The following is a 22,379-nucleotide window of genomic DNA, read 5'->3' as shown; positions in this document are numbered from 1 at the left end:
ATGAATGCCGAGGTCACAACGGTTGCCCATCCGCGCGCCATCTATGAACTGATCCATGCCGAGGCGCAGGAGCAGGCTTTTCTTGAGGCCGTTTCGCGTGGGCGACTGCATCATGCGTGGTTGCTGACGGGGCCGGAAGGGGTTGGCAAGGCGAGCTTCGCTTATCGCGCCGCACGTTTCCTGATGGGGCATGACCGCGATAAATCCTATGGTTTACTGGGCATGTCGCCGGATGATGCTGACGCGCGCCTGATTACCGCTCAGTCACATCCTGATCTTCTGGTTCTTGAGCGCGAAGAAAAAGACGGCAAGACCCGCAAAAACATACTGGTTGACGCTGTACGCGAAGTCGGGGAGTTTTTCTCGAAGGCTCCGTCGCGTTCGGCCTATCGTGTCTGTATTGTCGATGCGGTTGATGACTTGAATGTCAATTCTGCCAATGCCTTATTGAAAATTCTTGAGGAGCCGCCTGAGCGTGGCGTTTTGTTTCTCATTTCCCATTCACCGGGCAAGTTGCTGCCGACCATAAGGTCCCGCTGCCGTCGGCTGGGGTTTACGCCGTGGGATGACGAAGCCGTCAAATACTTCATCGAAAGCCGCGCTGAAATCCCGTCGGAATCGCTTGAGCGTCTGGTGGTTATGGCCAGAGGTTCACCGGGCAGGGGTTTGCGTCTCTGGGCCGAAGGTGCCCTTGAGATGGATCAACTGGCGGAAAAGCTACTGTCCGGCGAACCGCCTTCGCGCATGGATATGCTGCCCTATATAACCCTGTTTAAAACCAATTCTGCCAAGGTCGATGGGCCGCAGAAGTTTGCCCAGTTCATCGCGGTATTAAGTAATCGCGTTCAGGAATTGGCCTTAAGTGCGGAAACGCCCGCCAAGGCACGTCAATGGTCAGAAATGTGGGCACGGTTGAGTACAGTGATTGCGGAAACCGAAGGTATTAATCTCGATCGTGGTGAGTATTTCTGGTCTATATACAAATCATTAAGCGATATTTCTTAAGTTAATTTGTAAGGTAAATCGATGCTGCTTATCGACAGCCATGTGAATTTGCATGCGCCCCAGTTTGACGAAGACCGCGAAGACGTAATCGCACGTGCGCGTCAAAGCGGCGTCGGTTTGATGCTCAATATCTGTGATCGTGTATCGAACTTTGACGCCTGCTATCAACTGGCAGATGACAATGCCGATATATGGGCCACGGTCGGCACCCATCCGCATGAAGCCAAGGAAAATCCTGACTTGACGGTTGCAGACCTTCTGAAACTTGCCGAGCGCCCGAAGGTCGTTGGTATTGGCGAATGCGGTCTGGATTTTCACTATGATTTCAGTCCCCGTGATATACAGGCGTCGGTTTTCCGCACCCATATAATTGCGGCCCGCGAAAGTGGCCTGCCATTGGTGGTCCACACGCGCGAAGCGGATGAGGTTATGTGGGAAATACTAAGCGACGAGCATCGCAACGGTGCCTTCAAGCTTCTGCTGCATTGTTATACGTCAGGGGCTGAACTGGCTAAGAAAGCCGCAGATATCGGCGCATGGTTTTCGGTATCCGGTATCGCCAGTTTCAAGGCCGCACAGGATGTGCGTGATATTGTTGCCGATATGCCCGCCGCCAAGATCATAGTCGAAACCGACTGCCCCTATCTGGCGCCGGTGCCCATGCGCGGGCGGCGTAATGAACCGGCCTATGTCACCCATGTTTATGATAAGGTGGCGGATATTCGCGGCTGGACGCGGGAAGATACCATTACCCGCACTAATCAGTCCTTTTTTGACCTGTTCGACCGGATTCCACAGCCATGATACGGATTCTGAAAACAACCATTCTGGGCTGCGGCTGCTCCACCGGTGTGCCGCGCGCAGATGGCTATTGGGGAAATTGCGATTCACAGAATCCAAAAAATCGCCGCAGCCGGTGCAGTGCTTTGTTTCGGGTCTACAGCGACGGAGAACCAGTCCCAACCAGCCTTCTGGTGGACACCTCACCGGATTTTCGCGAACAGGCCCTCAAGGCTGAACTGACTCATCTTGATGCCGTTTTGTGGACGCATGATCATGCCGATCAGACTCACGGTATAGACGATATGCGCGCCTTGGCGGCCATGGGGAAGCGTCAAATCCCGGGCTTTATGGATCAGGCGACACACGATTCTCTGATGGCGCGCTTTGGCTATGTATTCACCGGTAAGCTCGGCTATCCGCCTATCTGTACACCTGAATTATTGCCGCCATTAGGTGCGGCATGGGCCATAGACGGGCAGGGTGGCCCCGTACCGGTCACCATCTTCGATCAGGCGCACGGCCCTATTCGTTCGGTCGGGTACCGTATCGGTGATGTCGCCTATTCAAGCGACATAAGCGACCTACCCGAAAGCAGTTTTGACATCCTTAGAGGCGTGAAGGTCTGGATTGTCGATGCCCTGAGATATAAGCCGCACCCGACCCACGCGCATCTGGATAAAACCTTGTCCTGGATTGAGCGCGTCAGACCGGAGCGGGCCATATTGACCAATCTGCATCAGGAACTGGATTATGAGGTCTTGCGCCAGCAACTGCCTGCAGGCGTAGAGCCTGCCTATGACCAGATGACGATAGAGACCGTTTTAGCTGATTAAGTGTCTGGCCGACCGAAAGAGAGGTTTAAAATAAGGCCCGCAATAATAGCGATTGCGTAAAAAAGCCGACCAGACCTGAGGAGCAAACCATTAGTTCGCAGGTGCGTCATCCCCTGAACAGGGGGGCTGCCCGCAATTATTTATAGCATTATCAAGCACACGGCCTGAGCCGCCAGACCTTCCTCACGGCCAGTGAAGCCCAGTTTTTCCGTGGTTGTGGCTTTGACGCTGACCCGTGAGACATCAACCCCCAAAATTTCGGCCAGACGTTGCTGCATAGCCTGACGATGCGGTTTGATTTTGGGCTGTTCGCAAATAAGGGTCACATCGACATTGATAATTTCACCCCCGCGTTCGCGAATAAGCCGCGCGGCGTGTTCCAGAAAAATATAGGAGGGTGCGCCCTTCCATTGCGGGTCGGTCGGCGGGAAATGTTCGCCAATGTCCCCAAGGCCTGCTGCCCCCATAAGCGCATCAGTGAGCGCATGAAGGCCTGCATCGGCATCCGAATGGCCGATCAGAGTCTTGTCATGACTGATCTCAATGCCACACAGCCATACGCTTTGACCGTCTCCCCAGCGATGAACGTCAAACCCCTGACCGACTCTCATATTTCTTAAGGACAGCGGGGGGGACATCAGAGCCTCCAGAACGGCAAAGTCATCAGGATAGGTTAGCTTTTGCAGGCGCGCATCGCCTTCGACGATCCCGACCGCTATGCCTGCATGTGCTGCCATCATGGCCTCATCCGTAGCCTCCTGATCGGCGGGCCAGAGTGCAAAACCATGCGAAATATCCGCCAGACGGAACGCTTGCGGGGTTTGTGCATGCCACAGGTTTTCACGTGAAGGAGCGTCTGTAATGACTTGATCTTTAATTCTTTTCAGGGAATCGGCAACCGGCAAGGCCAGTATGGCCGCACGCATCGTCTTAAGCCCCTCAAGCAAGCGATTGACCAGCTCAACCGTCAGAAGCGGGCGCGCCGCATCGTGAATAAGTACAATGTCTTTAGGCCCCGCCGTCGCCTCAAGCGCCTTCAAACCATTTTCGACCGACAGCGCGCGCGTGGCACCACCACTGACGATACGCACATGGGGCAAGTCTCCGACAATGCTTTCGGCCAGCGCCATATCATCCACAGGCACGACAACGACAATATCGTCTGATCCGGCCCGGACAAAGGCGTCGACCGGCCACCACAGAACCGGACGCCCGCAAAAGGCGCGCCATTGCTTCTTGCCGCCGGAACGCAGGCCCGAACCGCCCGCTACGATGATAGATTTAAAACTCATACGGCCTGTTTAAAGCCTGAATTGTTTTTTGCAAGGCAGGGCCTCAGGCCCTGCCCCCCTATGAGCCGAGCCAGATGGCTCTTTCCATTGTGGCACCTAAACCTCGGGGCTATCGGGTGCAGGGTCCGCGACCCTGCCTGCCTGTCTTGCGGAAACTGTGTTTCGGCGGCATAAGCGCGGACATGACGCAGAATGGCCTGGAAATTGGTGACGTTACGATAGGTGGGCGGGTGCTGATTGCGCCCATGACCGGCGTGTCCGATCTGCCGTTCCGGCGGATGGCGTCCAAATTAGGCGCTGCCTATGCGGCCACGGAGATGGTCGCCTGTGCCGAGCTTGAAAAGGGCCGTCCTGATGTGGTGCGCAAAGCCCAGCTTGGCGAACATGCGGGCCTAAAGATTGTTCAGCTTATCGGGCGGGACGCGGATTACATTGCGCGTGGTGCGAAACTGGCCGAAGAGTCAGGCGCGCATATTGTCGATCTGAATTTCGGTTGTCCGGCCAAGGAAGTCACCGGCGTGTTGTGCGGTTCGGCTCTGATGAAGGACCTGGATACGGCCTGCCGTCTGATGGAAGCGGCGGTTCAGGCGACTAATCGCCCCGTGACGGTGAAAATGCGTCTCGGTTGGGACGATCAGAATCGTAATGCCGCCGAACTGGCCCTTAAGGCGCGTGATATTGGCGTCAGGGCCGTTACCGTGCATGGCCGTACCCGCCAGCAATTTTACAAGGGTCAGGCCGACTGGGCCTTTGTACGTCAGGTTAAGGAGGCGGTGGATATTCCGGTTATTGTCAACGGCGATATTACTGACGCCGACACGGCCCGTCAGGCGCTTGCGGCATCGGGGGCAGATGCCCTGATGCTCGGGCGTGGTATTTATGGTCGACCCTGGCTGGCGACGCAGCTTGATCGGGCGCTTAAGGGTAATCAGGCGGTGGAACCTCACTCATCGCTACGGCTTGAAATTGTTTTAGAGCATATGCACGACAGCCTGAGTTTCTATGGCACCGCGCTGGGCCTTAAGATGTTCAAGAAGCATTTGGGGTGGTACATTGAAGCGGCCGATTATAATGCCGATCCGCTGATCCGGCGTCACGATAAGGCACGGCTGTGCCGTCTGGATTGTCCGGAAGCCATTACACGCGAATTGCAGACCATAATGGCCTGAAAGGCTAATTTTGCTTACACAATGTGATGAATTTCTGCCAGATTCAGAGCCTATGTGATATATTGGTGTTGATATTCAGACACAGTGGTGCGCAAATGCCATGTGTGTTTTTGGCAACTACTTTGCCTGAGCAAACTGCCAGAAGGCCCATTATGATCACCTTCACAGGACCCGTTTTTTGAAGGACACAGGTATCAAGCGTCGGTTTGGGGTTGAGTGGCTGCGCCTGCAACGGGCAGCAAAAGGTGCGCGTCCGCAAGGGCTGGGCCTGCCCGCTGGCTATGCCTTATCTGCGCTGACCACCCTGCTGATCATTGGCATGATTATCGCCTCGCCTGATGCCGGGCCGGGGCCTTCGAGCACATTCCTATTTGCTATGGTCTGTGCCAACCTGCTTCTGTTGCTGGTCCTGACCTTCTTTGTCATCCGCCGCGTATTCCGCATCGCCCAAAGTCGGGGGGTGGATGCCGGTGCACGGCTTCATGTGCGCTTTGTGGCCCTGTTTGCGCTGGTGGCGGTGACACCAGCCTTTGTTGTGGCCCTGCTGTTCGGCGTGCTGGTCAATAAAGGCGTTGAGACCTGGTTTTCGGATCGCGTTCAGTCATCAGTCGAAAACGGTGCCTATATTGCCCAGACCTTTCTCGATGCGCAGGTCAATACTGCCAGCGATACCCTTACGGATGTGGCGACAGACCTTGAGCACGAACACATGCAGGCACTCTATCCCAATCGCCTGAGCTTTTCACTGGCCCTGCGTGACCTGATCAGCATTCGCGGTGAGTTGACGGCAGTTTATCTCATTGATGATTCCGGACATATTCTTGCGCGTGCCGAAAACCCCGGCGCGCCGGTCTATCTGGCACCATCCCAGACCGCGCTTGATACCACCGCCGAAGGTGATATCGGCGGCGGTGTGTTTGCCGATCCGGATGCGGTGCGGCTGATCTATCCGCTCAAAGGCTATGACGGGGCGAAGCTTTATGGGGTGCGTTTACTGCAACCGGGCATTCTCGCGCGTCTGAAAACGGCAGAGCAGGCCATTGTTGACCTGCGCGAGGTTTCCGAAAACAATGCCCGTGTGCAGGGCGTATTTGCGCTGGCCTATATTGAGACGGTGTTGTTGGTGCTGGTGGGGGCCATCTGGGCTGGTATTTCCGCGGCTGATTCGATTGCAGTGCCTGTGGCCCGACTTGTGCAGGCTGCCGATAAGGTGGCCTCGGGGGATCTTAACGCACGCGTCATGACTGAAAAGCAATCCGAAGACATTGCCGTTCTGTCGCGCGCCTTTAACCGCATGACGTCTGACCTCCAGAGTCAGCAGGCCGCACTCAAATCGGCTGGGGAAGAGGCCGAAGAACGACGACGTTTCATTGAAACCGTGCTGTCAGAAATATCCGCCGGTATTGTCGGTATAGACACCAGCGAATCCATTTCGGCGCTCAATCGCCATGCCGCCAACTTCCTGGGGATCAATGCCGAAGACGCTATCGGCGCGCCAATTCGCGAACTGGCACCGGAAATTGCCGAACTTATCGATAATGTGTCACCGCATAAGGTTGAAGAGCGCGAGGTCGATCTGATACGCCACAGCGAGACGCGTCGTCTGCGTGTGCGCGCCTCAAGCCTTGAAACCGGCGGCATGGTGCTGACCTTTGACGATATTACACGCCTCGTGGCTGCTCAGAGAAATGCCGCTTGGAAAGACGTAGCACGGCGCATTGCCCATGAAATCAAAAACCCGCTAACACCTATTCAGTTGTCTGCCGAACGCCTTAAGCGGAAATATCGCTCACAGATTGAGACAGACGTCGAAACCTATGACCGCCTGACCGATACCATCGTGCGTCAGGTCGGTGATATTGGCCGCATGGTCGATGAATTTTCGGCCTTTGCGCGCATGCCAACGCCTAATTTTGCCGAAGAAGATGCCGCCGAACTGGTGCGTCACGCGGTCTTTGCGCAACGCGTTGCCAAGCCTGACATCGACATTAGGATCGTTGATCCCTTGCCGGACATCAAGGTAGTCTGTGACGGACGCATGCTTTCTCAGGTGCTGACCAATGTGCTGAAAAACGGCGGGGAGGCCATTGCCTCGCGTCATGCACAGGCAGGCACGAGCGGCCCTGAAACCGGTCAGATGCGTGTCGAAATGTATCAGGAAGCCGGATTTGTCACCATCGATATCGAGGATGATGGTATAGGGTTGCCGGAAAAAGATCGTGACCGCCTGACGGAGCCTTATGTCACCACGCGTGAAAAAGGCACAGGTCTGGGGCTGGCGATTGTAAAGCGGATTTTAGAAGATCACGGCGGTGAATTCCATTTACTGGATGCCGTTCACTTAAGCGGCGCCCGTGCCGTTCTGCGTCTGCCCAAGACGCAGGAAGGTACTGGCGTAACGGAGGCTCCTGACGGAGCCAGACTGATGAGGGTATAATGAAAGTCTCTTCGGGTGTAGATATTCTGGTCGTGGATGATGAGGCCGATATCCGTGAACTGATTGCGGGTATCCTTGAGGATGAAGGCTTTGCGGTACGTACTGCGCCGGATTCCACTTCGGCCCTTAAGGCGGTCAAGGCACGTAAACCGTCGCTGGTGGTGCTCGATATCTGGATGCAGGGCGGGGGGCTTGATGGTCTTGAGCTTCTGGATGTGCTGCGTGAGCTTGATCCGGATATTCCGGCGGTGATGATTTCCGGCCACGGCACCATCGAGACCGCTGTGTCGGCCATAAAGCGCGGTGCCTATGACTTTATTGAAAAGCCGTTCAAGACCGAGCGCCTGATCATGGTCATTGAACGGGCGTTGGAAATGGCTTCGCTTAAGCGTGAAAACCGTCGCCTGAGAAATCAGGCGGTTGTACCTGATGGTCTGATCGGTAATTCGGCAGCTGCGCAGCTTCTGCGCTCGACCATCTCCAAGGTGGCGCACGCCAATTCGCGCATCATGATTTCTGGCCCGTCAGGTTCGGGTAAGGAACTTGTGGCGCGGATGATCCATGACGCCAGCCCGCGCGCCCAGTGTGAATTCCTAGCCATTTCTGCCGCTGGCATGACGCCGGAGCGACTCGATATCGAACTGTTTGGCGAAGAAGGCGAGGAGGGGCGTCCACGCAAGATCGGGGTGTTTGAACGCGCCCACGGCGGCACCTTGTTCCTCGATGAAGTGGCCGATATGCCGATGGAATCGCAAAGCCGCATCCTCAGGGTGTTGGTGGAGCAGCGGTTTGTCCGTGTCGGCGGGGCGCAGGACGTTCAGGTTGACGTGCGGGTTATTTCCTCAACATCCAAAGACTTGCAACAGGAAATCGCCAATGGTCGCTTCCGTGAAGACCTGTTCCATCGCCTGAATGTGGTGCCGGTACGGGTGCCGGGTTTGTCCGAGCGCCGCAGCGACATTGCCGAACTGGTGACCTATTTCATCGATCGCATCTCCAAGGGGCACGGCCTGCCGAAGCGCACGCTCAGCGAGGACGCCATGGCCACCCTTCAGGTGCACGAATGGCCGGGTAATGTCCGCCAGTTGCGTAACAATATCGAACGCCTGCTGATTCTGGCTTCGGGTGACCCCAATGAGCTGATCACCGCTCAGATGCTGCCGGCAGAGGTTGTCGAATCTGCCGTGGCCGGTGCTATCCGTCCTGAACGAATCATCGCCCTGCCATTACGCGATGCGCGTGAAGTCTTTGAGCGGGAATATCTGTCCTCTCAGATCGTGCGCTTTGGCGGCAATATCTCCCGCACGGCCAATTTCATCGGCATGGAGCGCTCGGCACTTCACCGTAAGCTGAAGTCACTGGGTCTGGCTCATATTCGTGGCGCTGAGGACGAAGAATAGTTCATGTCGCGTATCGCCTATGTCAACGGGGCCTATGTGCGCCAGAACCATGCCTCGGTGTCCATTGAGGATCGCGGCTATCAGTTTGCCGACGCCGTCTATGAGGTATGGGCAGTATTTGACGGTCGGGCAGCGGACTTAACAGCGCACCTTGACCGGCTTGAGCGCTCATTGCGCGAGTTGCATATTGCGCAACCCATGGGGCGGGCGTCTCTGGTGGTCATCCTTGAGGAGGTCATTCGCCGTAATCGTATCCGTGAGGGTATGATCTATCTTCAGGTCAGTCGTGGCGTCGCCCCACGCGACCATTTCTTTCCGGCCACACCCGTGAAACCCTCAGTGGTCATTACGGCGAAACCGGTTGATCGTGACGCGGCCCGCCGTAAGGCTGCCAAAGGCATCAAGGCTATCAGCCAGCCGGATATCCGCTGGGGCCGCTGCGATATCAAGACGGTCGGGCTTTTGCCCAATGTGCTGGCCAAGCAAACCGCGCGCGAAGCCGGTGCGGACGATGTGATTTTGGTGGATTCTAACGGCTATGTCACGGAAGGCGGCTCGGCCAATGTCTATCTGGTGAGCGGCGACAAGACGATCAAAACCGCGCCCCTGACGGCTAATATATTGCCGGGCGTGACCCGCATCAGCCTGATCAGCCTGCTGAAATCGCAAGGCTATACGGTCATCGAAGAGGCCTTTACGCTCAAAGACGCCTATGCAGCCTCGGAACTGTTTCTATCGGCGGCCTCAACCTTTGTCATGCCGATTGTTGACCTTGACGGGCATGTGATTGGCGATGGCATGCCCGGTGACGTCGCCACGACCTTACGCGAAGCCTATATCCAGGAAGCCACACATTCTGCGGGTGTTTGGTCGGCATCCGGAAATAATAATTTATAGCCCGAAGGTTGAATTACGGGCATTATCCATTATCATATAGCTTCTCTGTCTGTGTGGGGGGCGCTGTTGCCCTTCGTCATTTTAAAATAGAAGGGCTGAGTAATGTCCCACGATAAAAAACAAAATCTGCAAGACACTTTTCTGAACAGTGTCCGCAAAACCAAAACCCCTCTTACCATCTTCCTGATCAACGGCGTCAAGCTTCAGGGCATTGTGAGCTGGTTCGATAATTTCTGTGTGCTCCTGCGCCGCGATGGTCAATCGCAACTGGTGTACAAGCATGCGATCTCGACCATCATGCCAGCGGCACCTGTTCAATTGTATGAACAGGAAGAAGATTCCGAAGACTGAGTTTAAGGCCACCTATTGAGCCAAAAATTTGTAGACCGTCTGCCTGAAATTCAGCGCGCGGTTGTTGTAGATCCCGATACCGGTTCCCTATCCGCCGCTTTGCGCAGACACGATGAGTCACGTCTGGACGAAGCGGTGGGTCTGGCGATGGCGCTGGATCTCAAAATCGTCGGTACCCATACGGCGCGTGTTCGCAAACCCAATCCGGCGACCCTGTTCGGTCAGGGTAAGGTCGAGGAACTGGCCGATCTTTGCGAGCAGCTTGAGGCCAATGTGGTGATTATCAACACCACCCTGACGCCTATTCAGCAACGCAATCTTGAAAAAGCGCTGGAGGTGAAGGTCATTGACCGTACCGGCCTTATTCTCGAAATTTTCGGCCTCAGAGCGCGAACCAACGAAGGTAAGCTTCAGGTCGAACTGGCGCGCCTTGAGTACGAACGGTCGCGTCTGGTACGCACATGGACCCACCTTGAGCGTCAGCGGGCGACCGGCACCACCGGCGGCCCCGGCGAAACCCAGATCGAACTCGACCGGCGAATGATTGCCGACAAGATCAAGCGCTTGAAGGGCGATCTTGAGGAAGTGCGCCGTACACGCAACCTGCATCGTAATGCGCGGCGTAAGGTGCCCTATCCGATTGTGGCGCTGGTTGGCTATACCAACGCCGGTAAATCGACCCTGTTCAACCACCTGACCCGAGCCGAAGTTCTGGCGAAGGATATGCTGTTCGCTACGCTGGACACGACCTTGCGGACGCTGAACCTGCCTAACGGGCGTCCGGCAATCATTTCGGATACGGTGGGTTTTATTTCTGATCTTCCACACGAGCTTGTGGCGGCGTTTCGTGCCACACTTGAGGAGGTCATCGAGGCCGACCTGATCCTCCACGTGCGCGATATGTCAAACCCCGAAGCCGAAACGCAAGGGCGTGACGTTGAGCAGGTTCTGGAGCATATACATCCAGACCTTGATCGTTCACGCTTTGTTGAGGTGTGGAACAAGATCGATCTGGTGGACGAAGAGGCGCGCGACACCCTTTATGCCCGTGCTATCACCAGCAAAATGGCTAAACGCCCGATTCCGGTGTCAGCCATAACCGGTGAGGGGATAGACGCCTTGCTTGCGGCTATCTCACAGGGCGTTGATTCGGATGGTGCCGAGATCGATATCGTTCTGGCCCCGCATGAAGGGCAAAAGCTGGCCTTTCTCTATGATCAGGCACGCATTCTGAGTCGTTTTGAGGATGATCAGGGGCGGGTTCACTTGCGGGTGCGCCTGTCGGATCAGGCACTGGGTCGTCTGGAGCGCATGGGCTAGCCTGACGGTTGTTTTCGGACAGACTCAAAGGCATAGTGGTGCCATGATCAGGCCAGTTGACCACGACACCTATATTGCCGCAGCACCGGAGCCGTTTCGCACCGTGTTGGATCGATTGCGCACGCAGCTAAGGCGGGCTCTGCCTGATGCTCAAGAAGTCATGAAATATGACATGCCCGGATTTCAGATCGATGGTGTGATTATCGCGGGCTATGCCGCCTTCAGCAAACAATGCGGGCTATATGTCGATCCGGGTGCCATAGCGGCCCATACCAATGAAATTGAGTCCTTGAAACTTAAGGCGACCAAAACCGGAATTACCTTCTCACACACCAAGCCGATACCCGATGGACTGGTGGCGAAACTGGCCGCTAGCTCACGTAAGCAAAAGGGGTTTTAGTACGAACCCATTTTCAGATTGAGCTTCAGGGCATTGGACAGGGCCTTGGCCCGCTTGCGCGTTTGCTCACCCAACAACAGGTCTTCCCAGCCCGCTCTGGCCTCAAGCACCAGATCTGCATCCTGTCGGGAAAGCTGGGCGTGGCGTAACAGTTCCGCAGATTTTGCCGACAAATCACACCCAAGACGTAGGGCCAGCCCCAACTGTGTGGCCATAACCAACCCTTCATCACCTAAAATCCGGCGTATAAGCACCGGTTCCTTGGTGTAGGCATCACCGGAATAACGCGTGAACAGCGTACAGGCGAGAAACACGCGTTCCGAATGGCTTTGGCCGGGAATAGGGGCGCGCAAGACCTGATCACAGACCAGTTCGGCCCGATGATCGGGATGCAGGCAGGCCCCCATATCCGCCAACTTCGCCGCGGCACGAATCAAACGACGTTCAGGGCGGCTTTCCGATGCGACTTCAGCCTGATCATAAAATTCACAGACCCAGCGTGAAAGCGCGGAACCAATCTGGTTGGAAATGCCCAGACGTGCGCCAAGGGCAGCACAGCCCTCAATCAGCGGGTCACGTTTTTGTAAATCCGCCGGCAGGGCATCAAACAACAGGCCTTCCCGCAAACCGTTGGCCGAGAAGATGACGGTTTCAAATTCAAAACATTCAGTCAGGCACTGAAGCACCAGCGCGGCATAGGACAGGTTTTCCATGCGCCGTTTGGTGACTCCTCGAATCTTTTCCAGAGACGACGGCGACTGACTGGCGATCAGGGCGCAGATATTGATGACTTCGCGGGCAGGAAGTTCAAACTGCTGAACAATTTCCAGCGGGTAATTGGCTTGCTGCATCCAGATGACCGCCAGATTGCGCCAGGCGCCGCCAACAGCATGGAACTCACGGTGGCTGAATCGCGCCTTATGGGGCCTCAGTACCTCTATAATCGCGGCGCGCGTCCTGGTAATATCTATGGGCTTAGGGGAACCCAATGCAAACGGCCCGAGTGGCAGAGTGATGCCTTTAAACGCATCTTCGCCCTCAAGCGCCAGCAATTCCAGACTGGACCCCCCCAGATCGCCGACTATGCCCCTGGCCTCATTATGACCGCACACCACGCCGGATGCGGAATAAAAGGCCTCTTCGGAACCGCTTAGAATACGCACCTTAAAGCCGCTGTGCGCTTCGATCTGACGGGCAAAATCAGGCCCGTCCTCGGCTTCACGTATAGCCGCGGTCGCCACGGTATGAACATGACTAAGGGCATAGGAGTCGACGATGGCCCTGAAACGCCTGAGGGCGATCAGGGTTTCCTCACAACCGGCCGGATTGAGTTTGCCCGTGACAAACAGGTTCTTACCCAGTCCCGCAAGAACCTTTTCGTTATAGACCGGCCAGATCGAACGCCCTTCAATGCGATAAATAACCAGACGCACCGAGTTTGACCCGATGTCAATGACACCGGAAAAGTAGCTGTCAACCGGAGGCCTGGCTGACAAAGCGGTAACGCCTGTCGGCGCAGAACTATTTACGGACACCGACATGATCAAAGGCCTGGGGCATATCTTTCACGCCGCGACCTCTACCGGACAGGGACGGGTTTGTCATGAAATAATCGTGGGCCGAGAACGGTTTTTCCAGATGTGACACATCGTGCCGGTAATAACTACCATCCGAATTGAGATGCCAGGTCTGGGCTTCATCGTTCATATTGGCAACCATGATCTGATCCAGAACCTGACGGTGCACGGTCGGGTTTTCGACCGGAATCAGCACCTCAACCCGACGATCAAGGTTGCGGCTCATCCAGTCTGCGGATGAAATATAGAGCCGCGCCTGATCGGACGGTAGTTCCTGACCGTTACCAAAGCAGACAATGCGCGTATGCTCCAGAAAACGCCCCACAATGGATTGCACGCGAATATTATCCGAATAACCGGGCACCCCCGGTCGAAGGCAGCAAATGCCACGAATAATCAGATCAATCTGTACGCCCGCCTGTGACGCCTGATAAAGCTTGCGGATAATCACCGGATCGACCAGTGAATTCATCTTGGCCCATATCTGCGCAGGCTTACCCGCTCTGGCGTTATGAATTTCCTGATCAATCAGATATGTTAAACCTTTTTTCAACGTTACCGGCGAGAAATAGAGCTTTTCCATTACATCAGGCCGCGCATAGCCGGTGATGAAATTGAAGATGCGCATGGCATCACGGCCCAGCGCCGGATTAGCTGTAAACAGGCTGAGATCGGTATAGACCTTGGCGGTTACCGGGTGATAATTTCCGGTGCCAAAGTGACAATATGTTCTTAAGCTTTCACCTTCACGTCTGACAACAACCGACAGTTTTGCATGGGTTTTGTACTCAACAAATCCGTAAACCACATGTACGCCCGCCCGCTCCATGGCGCGCGCCCACTTGAGGTTCGCCTCTTCGTCAAAACGCGCCTTGATCTCAACCAGCGCCGTAACATTTTTCCCCTGTTCGGCTGCCTCAATCAGGGCCGCGACAATCGGCGAGTCTTTTGAGGTGCGGTAAAGGGTCTGCTTGATGGCGATGACGTTCGGATCGCGTGCCGACTGACGTAAGAACTGCACCACCGCATCGAAGCTTTCAAACGGGTGGTGAACCAGAATGTCTTTTTCACGAATAGCGGAGAATATATCTCCACCGGAATCGCGAATACGCTCAGGGAAACGCGGCGTATAGGGCTTGAATTTCAGGTCATTACGATCAGGCGGAATGAGCTGAGACAGTTCTGCCATACCCAATATGCCGTTGATAACAACGACATCTTCCGGCTTGGCATGAAGCTGCTCGATCAGGAACTCGCGCAGATCATCCGGCATGGTTTGCGATATCTTGACGCGTACCACAGACCCCAGACGCCTTTGTTTGAGCAGGGCCTCAAACTCGCGCACCAGATCTTCGGCTTCTTCTTCCATTTCAATATCGCTGTCACGTACGATACGGAAGACGCCCTTACCAAGGATGTCAAAGCCTGGGAAAATCTGGTTGACGAACATCATCACCAGCCCTTCAAGGGTGATGAATTTGCGCTTGGTGTTTGATCCACGCGATACGTTTCCGATTTCCCAGAACCGTTTGACGCCCGTTGGAATGGGAATCAACGCATAAAGTAATTTCTGATCAGACCGGCGCAATAGTTTGAGCGCAATAGAAAAACCAAGATTGGGTATAAAAGGGAAGGGGTGCGCCGGATCAACCGCCAGTGGCGTCAGAACCGGAAACAGTTGCTCATTAAACCGTTTTTCCAGCCAGATGCGATCCGTCTTATTGATGTTCTTATGGTCGATAAGTTGCAAGCCGCTTTCGGCCAGTTCTTCGCGCAGGCGCGACCAGATGCTTTGCTGCTTGAGCATCAGGCTTGAGGCGACCTTATTGACGGCCTCAAGCTGTTCGGCGGGAGTATGGCCATCCTCGGACAGGATACGTACACCTTCGCGAACCTGTCCCTGAAGACCGGCGACCCGAACCATATAGAATTCATCGAGATTGTTGGCTGAAATCGATAAGAACCGCAGCCGCTCCAGAAGAGGATGACGCGGATTTTCCGCTTCCTCGATCACCCGCCGGTTAAAGGCCAGCCAGGACAGTTCGCGATTGATATAGAGGGCATCGCCAAGCGTTTCGAGCGCATCAAGATCAAGATCAGCCTGAGGCACATGCGGTGCTTCGGCACTAACGGTATTGATCTGCCGCTCCCCGGAAAGTTCAGATGTTTCCTTGACTGCATCAGGAGCCGACATGGCGTTTTGTATCCTCTTATTAAACGGGGAAATTAAATCGCATCCCCGTCACTTAACCAAGACAAATTTTCGGTCTTTTCAATATATTCACGGGCCAGAGCACGTGTAAAAGCCCGGCCTCCGGCATATGCCTCGATTTCTGTGACAATTTTTTGAATTTCGGAAAAACTGCGATCGATGCGTCGGCTCAGATAGTCGAGAAACTCATCCGAAGGCGTGATGGCTCGTGCGGCAAAACGACTTTTGAGGACAGCCTTAATGCCCTCATCATCCGGTTGCGGCATGTCGATAATTCGCATGGCCAGAAGCCGCGACCGGAGGTCAGGCAACTTTATGTCCCATTGCAGGGGGTGTTGGCGTGACAGTAGCAACAGACGGCCATTTTCCGCCGCCGTTCGGTTACACAGGTGAAACAGATTTTCCTGATCGAACATATCCGCGTCATCGACGACAAAACATTGGCCCTCAGGGGGTAAATCGTCTCCGGCGTACAGATAGTGACCGCCACACAGGCGGGCGAAGACATGCGCCGTATGGGTCTTGCCCGAACCTTCCGGCCCGACCAGAAACAGATGCGGATTAAGCCAGTCATCATAGTCAGTCAGAAGCGCATGCAGTTCCGCATTGGCGCTTGAAACGACATAGTCCTTTGTTTCAAAGCGCGACGGCGTTGTCAGGTCGAGGGGCAGTTGCTGAGACACGAGTGGCCTTAAATCCGGTGCAGTTCGTACACTCTATGTAAGCAGAGCCGTGCGGCGTGGCAATGTGGGCCGTTTTGATAATTGCGGGCTAAAGCGGGGATAAGACAGGGAAAATGTGCCTTCGTTTCACCCTCACATTTCCCGAAAAAGCTTGACAAGGCGCGGGGTTCATGTGTCCTGCGCCCAAACATTTTGTCTGCCGGATTCAGAGACTTTCATGCATATTTATCGTTCTCATACCTGTGCCGCCCTGCGTTTATCGGATGCCGGTCAAAACGTACGCCTGTCGGGCTGGGTACACCGTAAGCGTGACCATGGCGGTCTTTTGTTTATTGATGTGCGCGACCACTATGGTCTGACGCAACTGGTGTTCAACCCCGAAAGCGCAGGCTTTGCCAAGGTTGAGCGCCTGCGGGCCGAAAGCGTTATCCGCATTGATGGCGTGGTTGTAGCCCGTGAAGCCGAGACCGTAAACGCCAATCTGCCAACCGGTGAGATCGAAGTGCGCGTCTCAGACGTCGAAGTGCTTTCTGAAGCCGCCGAACTGCCCCTGCCGGTATTTGGTGAGCCGGAATATCCTGAAGAAATCCGTCTGAAAAACCGTTTCCTCGACCTGCGCCGCGAGACCCTGCACAAGAATATTGTCCTGCGCTCACGTGTCATTCAATCGATCCGCACGCGCATGGTTGAGCAGGGTTTCCTTGAGTACCAAACCCCGATTCTGACGGCATCATCGCCCGAAGGCGCGCGTGACTTCCTTGTGCCGTCACGTATGCATCCGGGCAAGTTCTATGCCCTGCCTCAGGCGCCGCAGCAGTTCAAGCAGTTGCTGATGGTGTCGGGCTTTGACCGTTATTTCCAGATCGCACCCTGCTTCCGTGACGAAGACTTGCGCGCTGACCGTTCGCTTGAGTTCTATCAGCTCGATGTCGAGATGAGCTTTGTCACACAGGAAGACGTGTTCGCCTCGATCGAGCCGCTGATGCACGGTCTGTTCACTGAATTTGGTGAAGGCAAACGCGTTTCGCCTTATCCGTTCCAGCGTATTCCCTATAAGGAATCGATTGCCAAGTACGGTTCAGATAAGCCCGACCTGCGTAACCCCATCGAGATGCAGGACGTGTCTGACCATTTCCGTGGCGGCGGATTCGGCCTGTTTGCGCGTATTCTTGAAAATGCCGCTAATGCGGTCTGGGCTATTCCGGCTAAGGGCGGCGGGTCGCGAGCTTTCTGTGACCGCATGAATTCCTGGGCGCAAGGCGAAGGTCAGCCGGGTCTGGGCTATATCTTCTGGTCCGAAGATCAGGGCGCATGGGGCGGGCCGATTGCTAAGAATCTGGGGGCCGAAGCCACACAAGGCCTGATGGCTGCTTTGGGCCTGGGGCAGGGCGACGCCGCCTTCTTCGCCGCGGGTGATCCGAAGGTATTCTATAAGTTTGCAGGCTCGGCCCGCACCAAGGTCGGTACCGATCTCAAACTGGTGGACGAAGATCAGTTCCGTTTCTGCTGGATCGTCGATTTCCCGATGTTTGAATGGAACGAAGACGAGAAGAAGGTCGATTTCTCGCACAATCCGTTCTCCATGCCGCAGGGTGAGATGGAGGCGCTTCTGACCAAAGACCCGCTCGATATCCTCGCCTATCAGTATGATATCGTCTGTAACGGCTATGAACTGTGCTCCGGTGCCATCCGTAATCATAAGCAGGACATCATGCTCAAGGCGTTTGAAATCGCCGGTTATGGCCCAGAGTTCGTCGAAGCCCAGTTCGGCGGCATGCTTAATGCTTTCAAATATGGCGCACCGCCGCACGGTGGTCTGGCACCCGGTATTGACCGTATCGTCATGCTGCTGGCCGGTCAGACGGCGATCCGCGAAGTCATTGCCTTCCCGCTGAACCAGCAGGGACAGGACGTGATGATGTCGGCCCCGTCAGAGGTTGATGACAAGCAGTTGAAAGAACTGTCAATCCGCACGGCCCTGCCGATCAAGGTCTCCTGATCGGCGAAAAGCGCCTAACGACGTAGCTTAAAAAAGCCCCCTCAGTTTCCTGAGGGGGCTTTTTGTTACCTGAGGCCGAGCCACTTCCGCACCGGCGGGATACGCTTCAGAACCAGAAATTCAATCAGTGCCATGACAATAAGTGTAATCGCCATCATCGGCAGGAACAGCCCCAGAATGACGATCAATATGCCAAAACCGGACCCCAACCGTTCCTCCGGTAAGGCGGCAGGCACGCCAAGCGTCTGATCATCGGGGCGCCTCTGCCACCACATGACCATGGCCGAAACACACAGTGTTATCAGACCCAGAGCCGTCAGAACGCCAATCAATTGGTTGAGCGGCCCGAATAACTGACCTTCATGCAGGGATATGCCGGTACCCACCACCTTATCGACGATCTTTTTGTCGGCAAAGGTTTCGCGCGACACCATGGCCCCTGTGTGCGCATCAAGCCTTACAGTGACGCCCCTGGGCCGGTTCTGAGTCTGCGACACGCCCTGCCAGTGAGGGGTGCGCTCAGTCGGGCTGGTCAGTACGACCGGTGGCGGCAGCTTAAGGTCACGTACCGCCTGCGCGTAGATGTCGATATGGCTCAAATCGGCCGCAAGCGGGGCGCTATGCCAGCCATGATGGCCTTTGTTGGTGACTTTTTCGGCAGCCCGACCGCTTGACCAGTCGGCCTGTACCTGATGGGTTTCGATGGCCTGACGGATATTGCGGAAATTACTCCCCCAGACATTGGTCCACGGCAGACCGGTCAGGATCAGGATAATGGCGAAGGCCGAAACATATATGCCAACAACCCCATGCAGATCGCGCCAGAAGATTTTCCGCCCCAGTCCGGTACGTGGCCAGAGCACACCCGCCAGTCCTCGGGCCTGATGCGGCCACCACAGATAAAGACCTGTGATGATCATGATCAGCGCCCATGAGGCGGCGGTTTCGACAATCAGCGTACCAAATTCGCCCATCGTCAGTTCACCATGAATGTTCTTTACGATGCTGAAAAAGCGATCTTTTTCTTTGATGGTTTTGAGAATGGCAAGGCTTTCGGGATGCACATAGACCCTGACCCGCTCATCATGCTGCATGAGGGTGACCCGCGCCGCATCATTAAGGTCTTGCCGGACATCAACGGAAACAAACTGGCTGTGCGGCAGGGAGGCAAGCGCTGCCTGAACCTGCACCTCAAGGCTTTTGGGTTGCCCGCTTAAGGCATTATAGGGGCGGTCAATGGCCGCCTCGATCTGCGGCTTGAACAGATATATCGGCCCCGTAAGCGATAGAATAATCACAAACGGGATACAGAACAGGCCGGCATAAAAGTGCCAGCGCCAGATCATGCGATAATTGATCATGCCCCGTTTGCTTTTTCTGACGGCCTGTTCGTTTGACATGGTTACCTCCTATTGACCGGTGAGCTTAAGGCCAATGAAAACGGCGCGCCCCTCACCGGGCCAGAAGGCGGCTTGCGAAGCGAAATTAGTCACCGAATTGACGCTTGAGATATAGCGCTTGTCGGCCAGATTGCGGCCTTCGGCAAATAGCTCAAGGGACGAGTTTACGCGCTTGGACACCGCCAAATTCCACACCGTATAGCCGGGTGCGGTTTTCGTATTGGTGTAATCGACCCAGACGTCTTCGGGTACCCATTCGACCGAGGGCGCAACGCGCCAGCCATCATCGTGAGTGAAACTCAGTTCCCCGCGATAATAGTGTTCCGGCACCACGGGCAATTGTCCATTGCCGTAGGTCTTGTCGTTGTCGAACTTGAAATCCGACCAGGTATAGGTCTGGCGCAGAACGCTGACCCAGCCGCCGATATCAGCGATCTTCCAGTCCAGCGCCGCTTCAAGCCCCTGATGGATGGTATTTTCCGCATTGAAGGTGCCGGGAAGGTCCGGCGTTGCCGTAAAGGCCAGCATTTCACCGTCAATCTCGGTCCGATAGATGGCTATGTCCCAGATAAACCGGCCGTTGCGGCCCCGCGTCCCGATCTCAGCCGTCACAGCTTCCTGAGGCTGAACCGAAGTGAATTGCGGGAAGGGAGTCTGCACCAGCGCGCCATAGTTTGGCGCTTCGACCGACTTGGTAACATTGGCAAAGACCTGCTGACCATTGGCGTTTTGCCAGATAAGGCCGATGCGTGGGGCAAACCAGTCAAAATCCTTAGATGTACTGTTGGCGGCATTCAGATGATTGACATAGTCACGCTTCGTCCAGCCATAGGAGCCACCCGCCGTCAGCGCCACTTCGTCCGTGACAAACAGGCGGCCTTCCGCAAAAACATCCCAGCTTTCGGCGTTTTGCTTCGCTTCACCCATCACCATACCGGCAACGCCGTTTGCATTTGCGGCGGTGTGGGCATCCACCAGACCTTTACGATAATTCGCTCCGAGGAACAGATCATAGGCCTTTGACCCGATCATACCCTTGCCATCAAAGCGGGCAAACGCGCCATAGTTTTGCGATTGCTGATCGATATGAATGACGATGGGATGCACCAGATGCTTCCACGCCGCATAGACACCCCCTTCAAACACCCAGTCGTCATTTAACCGCCACTCGGTCTGCACGGTTGTCCGCAAAGATTTGACATCGCGGCCATATTTCAAATCCGGATAGTTAGGTGCGGTTGTGATTTTTGGATTATTCAGTGCATTGGCCAGACTTAATGTGCCGGATATGCGCTGCTCGAGATCATTGCCCTGAAAGATCAGACGCACTGAACGATCTTCGCCAAAGCTGCGGCCGACATTCAGGGTTATACGTTTGGCATCCTGTTCGGCATTATCACGCCAGCCATCGGCATGAAGCACTGTGGTGGACAAATAAAGATCATAATCACCGATGGTATCGGCAAAGGCCAGATGCCCGCGCTTCGTGCCAAACGAGCCGCCCTCAAGACGCAGCAGCGTACGATAACCGGCATTCTGGCCATTTGTGGTCACGAAATTGACCGCGCCGCCTAGTTGCGATCCGCCAAAGCGCAGGGCATTGCCGCCTTTGTAAACCTCGACATAGCGGGCCGCCAGAGGGTCGATTTCCTGAAAATCGCCTGAACCATCGGCCTGATTAAGCGGGATGCCGTCAATGCTCAGCCATGAGCCACGATTATGGATATTGTTGCCAATGCCGGACCCCCGGATAGAGAAGCGCGCGTCTTCACCGAACTTCTTTTGCGCAAAGACGCCCGAGACGTTTTTCAGCGTATCAAACAGACCCATGGCATAGCTGTTTGAATAGGTCTCATTGGCCACGACCGATACCGCACCGGGGGTACGCGACAGTTTGGTACGTGTGACGCGCACAGCCTGCGGGTCTTCGGGATTAAGATAACCGGTGACGATAACCGTGGGAATGTCTTCGACAGAATCGTCAGCCAGCACAGCGGTGGCATTAAGCGCGATAACAGATACAGCACACAGCAGCGCAGTGTTTTTGCGCCACGCAATATTACGGGTTTTCATAAAATAAACCTTGTCAGAAACAGTCAATCAGTCCGCGCTGCACGCGCAGACGGCTTCAGATTTCAGACAAGTTGCGGTGGACCACAGGAATGCGGGCGAGGGGGGGCACGCGCCTTCGGACGTTCGGACTCACGATCAGGTGTGAGGACTGGTGTCAGCGCAACATAGATAACCGGTGTAAAGACCTGATCCGGTTGCGGTAAGGCCGTCATCGACAGGAACACACAGTCGGTGCACTTTTTACCGATAGCGTCGCCTTTTTGCGCTTTCTCAGCCTGAATAGCGGAGATCAGCGGCTGATCAACAGCCGGCGCATCCATATTACAGAGCATAAAGCCCGAGCCATCGACCTTGGCGGCAAACAGATGCGCGGGAAATAACACCTGCACGCTGATCGCCATCGCCACAGCCATGATCGTCCAGAAGCGTAATTCGCTCCGGAAGGCGTTGGTCAGGAATCTGGGCATGTACATGGCCATACCTGCGGCCTTACGCAAGCCCATAGGCCCTGTCAAGGCAAAGCTATTGATGACAGATTGTCGCACCGG

Annotated in this window: 18 protein-coding genes; 11 read left to right on the top strand and 7 right to left on the bottom strand. The window is 55.2% G+C overall.

Features of this window, described 5'->3' with window-relative positions; genetic code table 11:
- The 3 genes from E5201_RS06490 to E5201_RS06480 are packed head-to-tail and all read left to right on the top strand — an operon-like array spanning position 1 to position 2,621.
- On the top strand, positions 1–1,005 hold the full coding sequence (locus E5201_RS06490; protein ID WP_181404556.1) for a DNA polymerase III subunit delta': 1,005 nt from the start codon (positions 1–3) through the stop codon (positions 1,003–1,005).
- A gap of 24 nt (positions 1,006–1,029) precedes the next feature.
- Positions 1,030–1,809: a TatD family hydrolase gene (locus E5201_RS06485; RefSeq protein WP_181404601.1), complete on the top strand. Its 780-nt coding sequence runs from the start codon at positions 1,030–1,032 to the stop codon at positions 1,807–1,809.
- Positions 1,806–2,621, top strand: coding sequence for an MBL fold metallo-hydrolase (locus E5201_RS06480; protein WP_140985265.1), 816 nt, complete (start codon positions 1,806–1,808; stop codon positions 2,619–2,621). Before E5201_RS06485 ends, E5201_RS06480 begins: the two co-directional genes overlap by 4 nt.
- A 140-nt stretch (positions 2,622–2,761) precedes the next feature.
- Here the strand turns inward: E5201_RS06480 and E5201_RS06475 are convergent, their stop codons facing one another.
- Entirely contained in the window at positions 2,762–3,913 is a 1,152-nt protein-coding gene (locus E5201_RS06475; protein WP_140985264.1) for a bifunctional 2-C-methyl-D-erythritol 4-phosphate cytidylyltransferase/2-C-methyl-D-erythritol 2,4-cyclodiphosphate synthase, read from the bottom strand.
- A 182-nt stretch (positions 3,914–4,095) separates the two neighbouring features.
- Between E5201_RS06475 and dusB the strand changes: the two genes are divergently transcribed.
- The 7 genes from dusB (at position 4,096) to E5201_RS06440 (ending at position 11,887) form a co-directional block, all read left to right on the top strand.
- The gene (gene dusB, locus E5201_RS06470) at positions 4,096–5,082 is read left to right on the top strand and encodes a tRNA dihydrouridine synthase DusB (RefSeq protein ID WP_140985263.1); all 987 of its coding nucleotides are present in this window, start codon (positions 4,096–4,098) and stop codon (positions 5,080–5,082) included.
- A gap of 178 nt (positions 5,083–5,260) precedes the next feature.
- Positions 5,261–7,519, top strand: coding sequence for a sensor histidine kinase NtrY-like (locus tag E5201_RS06465; protein ID WP_140985261.1), 2,259 nt, complete (start codon positions 5,261–5,263; stop codon positions 7,517–7,519).
- Positions 7,519–8,919: a nitrogen assimilation response regulator NtrX gene (ntrX, locus tag E5201_RS06460; RefSeq protein ID WP_140985259.1), complete on the top strand. Its 1,401-nt coding sequence runs from the start codon at positions 7,519–7,521 to the stop codon at positions 8,917–8,919. Before E5201_RS06465 ends, ntrX begins: the two co-directional genes overlap by 1 nt.
- A 3-nt stretch (positions 8,920–8,922) precedes the next feature.
- Positions 8,923–9,816 carry a D-amino-acid transaminase gene (locus E5201_RS06455; protein WP_140985257.1) on the top strand — a complete coding sequence of 298 codons (894 nt, stop codon included), beginning with the start codon at positions 8,923–8,925 and terminating at the stop codon, positions 9,814–9,816.
- A gap of 102 nt (positions 9,817–9,918) precedes the next feature.
- Complete coding sequence (hfq, locus tag E5201_RS06450; protein ID WP_140985255.1) at positions 9,919–10,167, top strand: RNA chaperone Hfq; 249 nt, start codon at positions 9,919–9,921, stop codon at positions 10,165–10,167.
- 15 nt (positions 10,168–10,182) lie between these two features.
- Positions 10,183–11,487: a GTPase HflX gene (gene hflX / locus E5201_RS06445; RefSeq protein WP_140985253.1), complete on the top strand. Its 1,305-nt coding sequence runs from the start codon at positions 10,183–10,185 to the stop codon at positions 11,485–11,487.
- Positions 11,488–11,530: 43 nt separating this feature from the next.
- Positions 11,531–11,887 carry an iron chaperone gene (locus E5201_RS06440; protein WP_140985252.1) on the top strand — a complete coding sequence of 119 codons (357 nt, stop codon included), beginning with the start codon at positions 11,531–11,533 and terminating at the stop codon, positions 11,885–11,887.
- On the opposite strand, the gene E5201_RS06435 is transcribed toward E5201_RS06440, so the two are convergent.
- Genes E5201_RS06435 through E5201_RS06425 form a run of 3 tightly spaced genes read right to left on the bottom strand, consistent with a single transcriptional unit; the run spans position 11,884 to position 16,359 of the window.
- Positions 11,884–13,383, bottom strand: coding sequence for a Ppx/GppA phosphatase family protein (locus tag E5201_RS06435; protein ID WP_342774713.1), 1,500 nt, complete (start codon positions 13,381–13,383; stop codon positions 11,884–11,886). The two genes, E5201_RS06440 and E5201_RS06435, sit on opposite strands and share 4 nt — an antisense overlap.
- Positions 13,384–13,408: 25 nt before the next feature.
- Entirely contained in the window at positions 13,409–15,658 is a 2,250-nt protein-coding gene (locus tag E5201_RS06430) for an RNA degradosome polyphosphate kinase (RefSeq protein ID WP_140985248.1), read from the bottom strand.
- A 32-nt stretch (positions 15,659–15,690) separates the two neighbouring features.
- Positions 15,691–16,359 carry a P-loop NTPase family protein gene (locus tag E5201_RS06425; protein ID WP_140985246.1) on the bottom strand — a complete coding sequence of 223 codons (669 nt, stop codon included), beginning with the start codon at positions 16,357–16,359 and terminating at the stop codon, positions 15,691–15,693.
- A 217-nt stretch (positions 16,360–16,576) separates the two neighbouring features.
- Here E5201_RS06425 and aspS point away from each other — a divergent pair, with 217 nt between their 5' ends.
- Positions 16,577–18,358 (top strand): aspartate--tRNA ligase, encoded by a 1,782-nt coding sequence (gene aspS / locus E5201_RS06420; protein ID WP_140985244.1) that lies wholly within the window; start codon positions 16,577–16,579, stop codon positions 18,356–18,358.
- A gap of 65 nt (positions 18,359–18,423) precedes the next feature.
- Here aspS and E5201_RS06415 read toward each other — a convergent pair whose 3' ends face one another.
- The 3 genes from E5201_RS06415 to E5201_RS06405 all read right to left on the bottom strand — a co-directional run bounded on the left by E5201_RS06415 (position 18,424) and on the right by E5201_RS06405 (position 22,376).
- On the bottom strand, positions 18,424–19,758 hold the full coding sequence (locus E5201_RS06415; RefSeq protein ID WP_140985242.1) for a PepSY-associated TM helix domain-containing protein: 1,335 nt from the start codon (positions 19,756–19,758) through the stop codon (positions 18,424–18,426).
- Between the two features lie 9 nt (positions 19,759–19,767).
- Positions 19,768–21,831: a TonB-dependent receptor family protein gene (locus E5201_RS06410; RefSeq protein WP_140985241.1), complete on the bottom strand. Its 2,064-nt coding sequence runs from the start codon at positions 21,829–21,831 to the stop codon at positions 19,768–19,770.
- A 62-nt stretch (positions 21,832–21,893) separates the two neighbouring features.
- Positions 21,894–22,376, bottom strand: coding sequence for a hypothetical protein (locus E5201_RS06405; RefSeq protein WP_140985239.1), 483 nt, complete (start codon positions 22,374–22,376; stop codon positions 21,894–21,896).
- Positions 22,377–22,379: the final 3 nt, after the last annotated feature.

Source organism: Asticcacaulis tiandongensis, from assembly GCF_006475605.1.
Lineage (GTDB): Bacteria > Pseudomonadota > Alphaproteobacteria > Caulobacterales > Caulobacteraceae > Asticcacaulis > Asticcacaulis tiandongensis.
The sequence above is the reverse complement of the archived record's forward strand: the minus strand, read 5'-3'. Positions and strand labels throughout refer to the sequence as shown.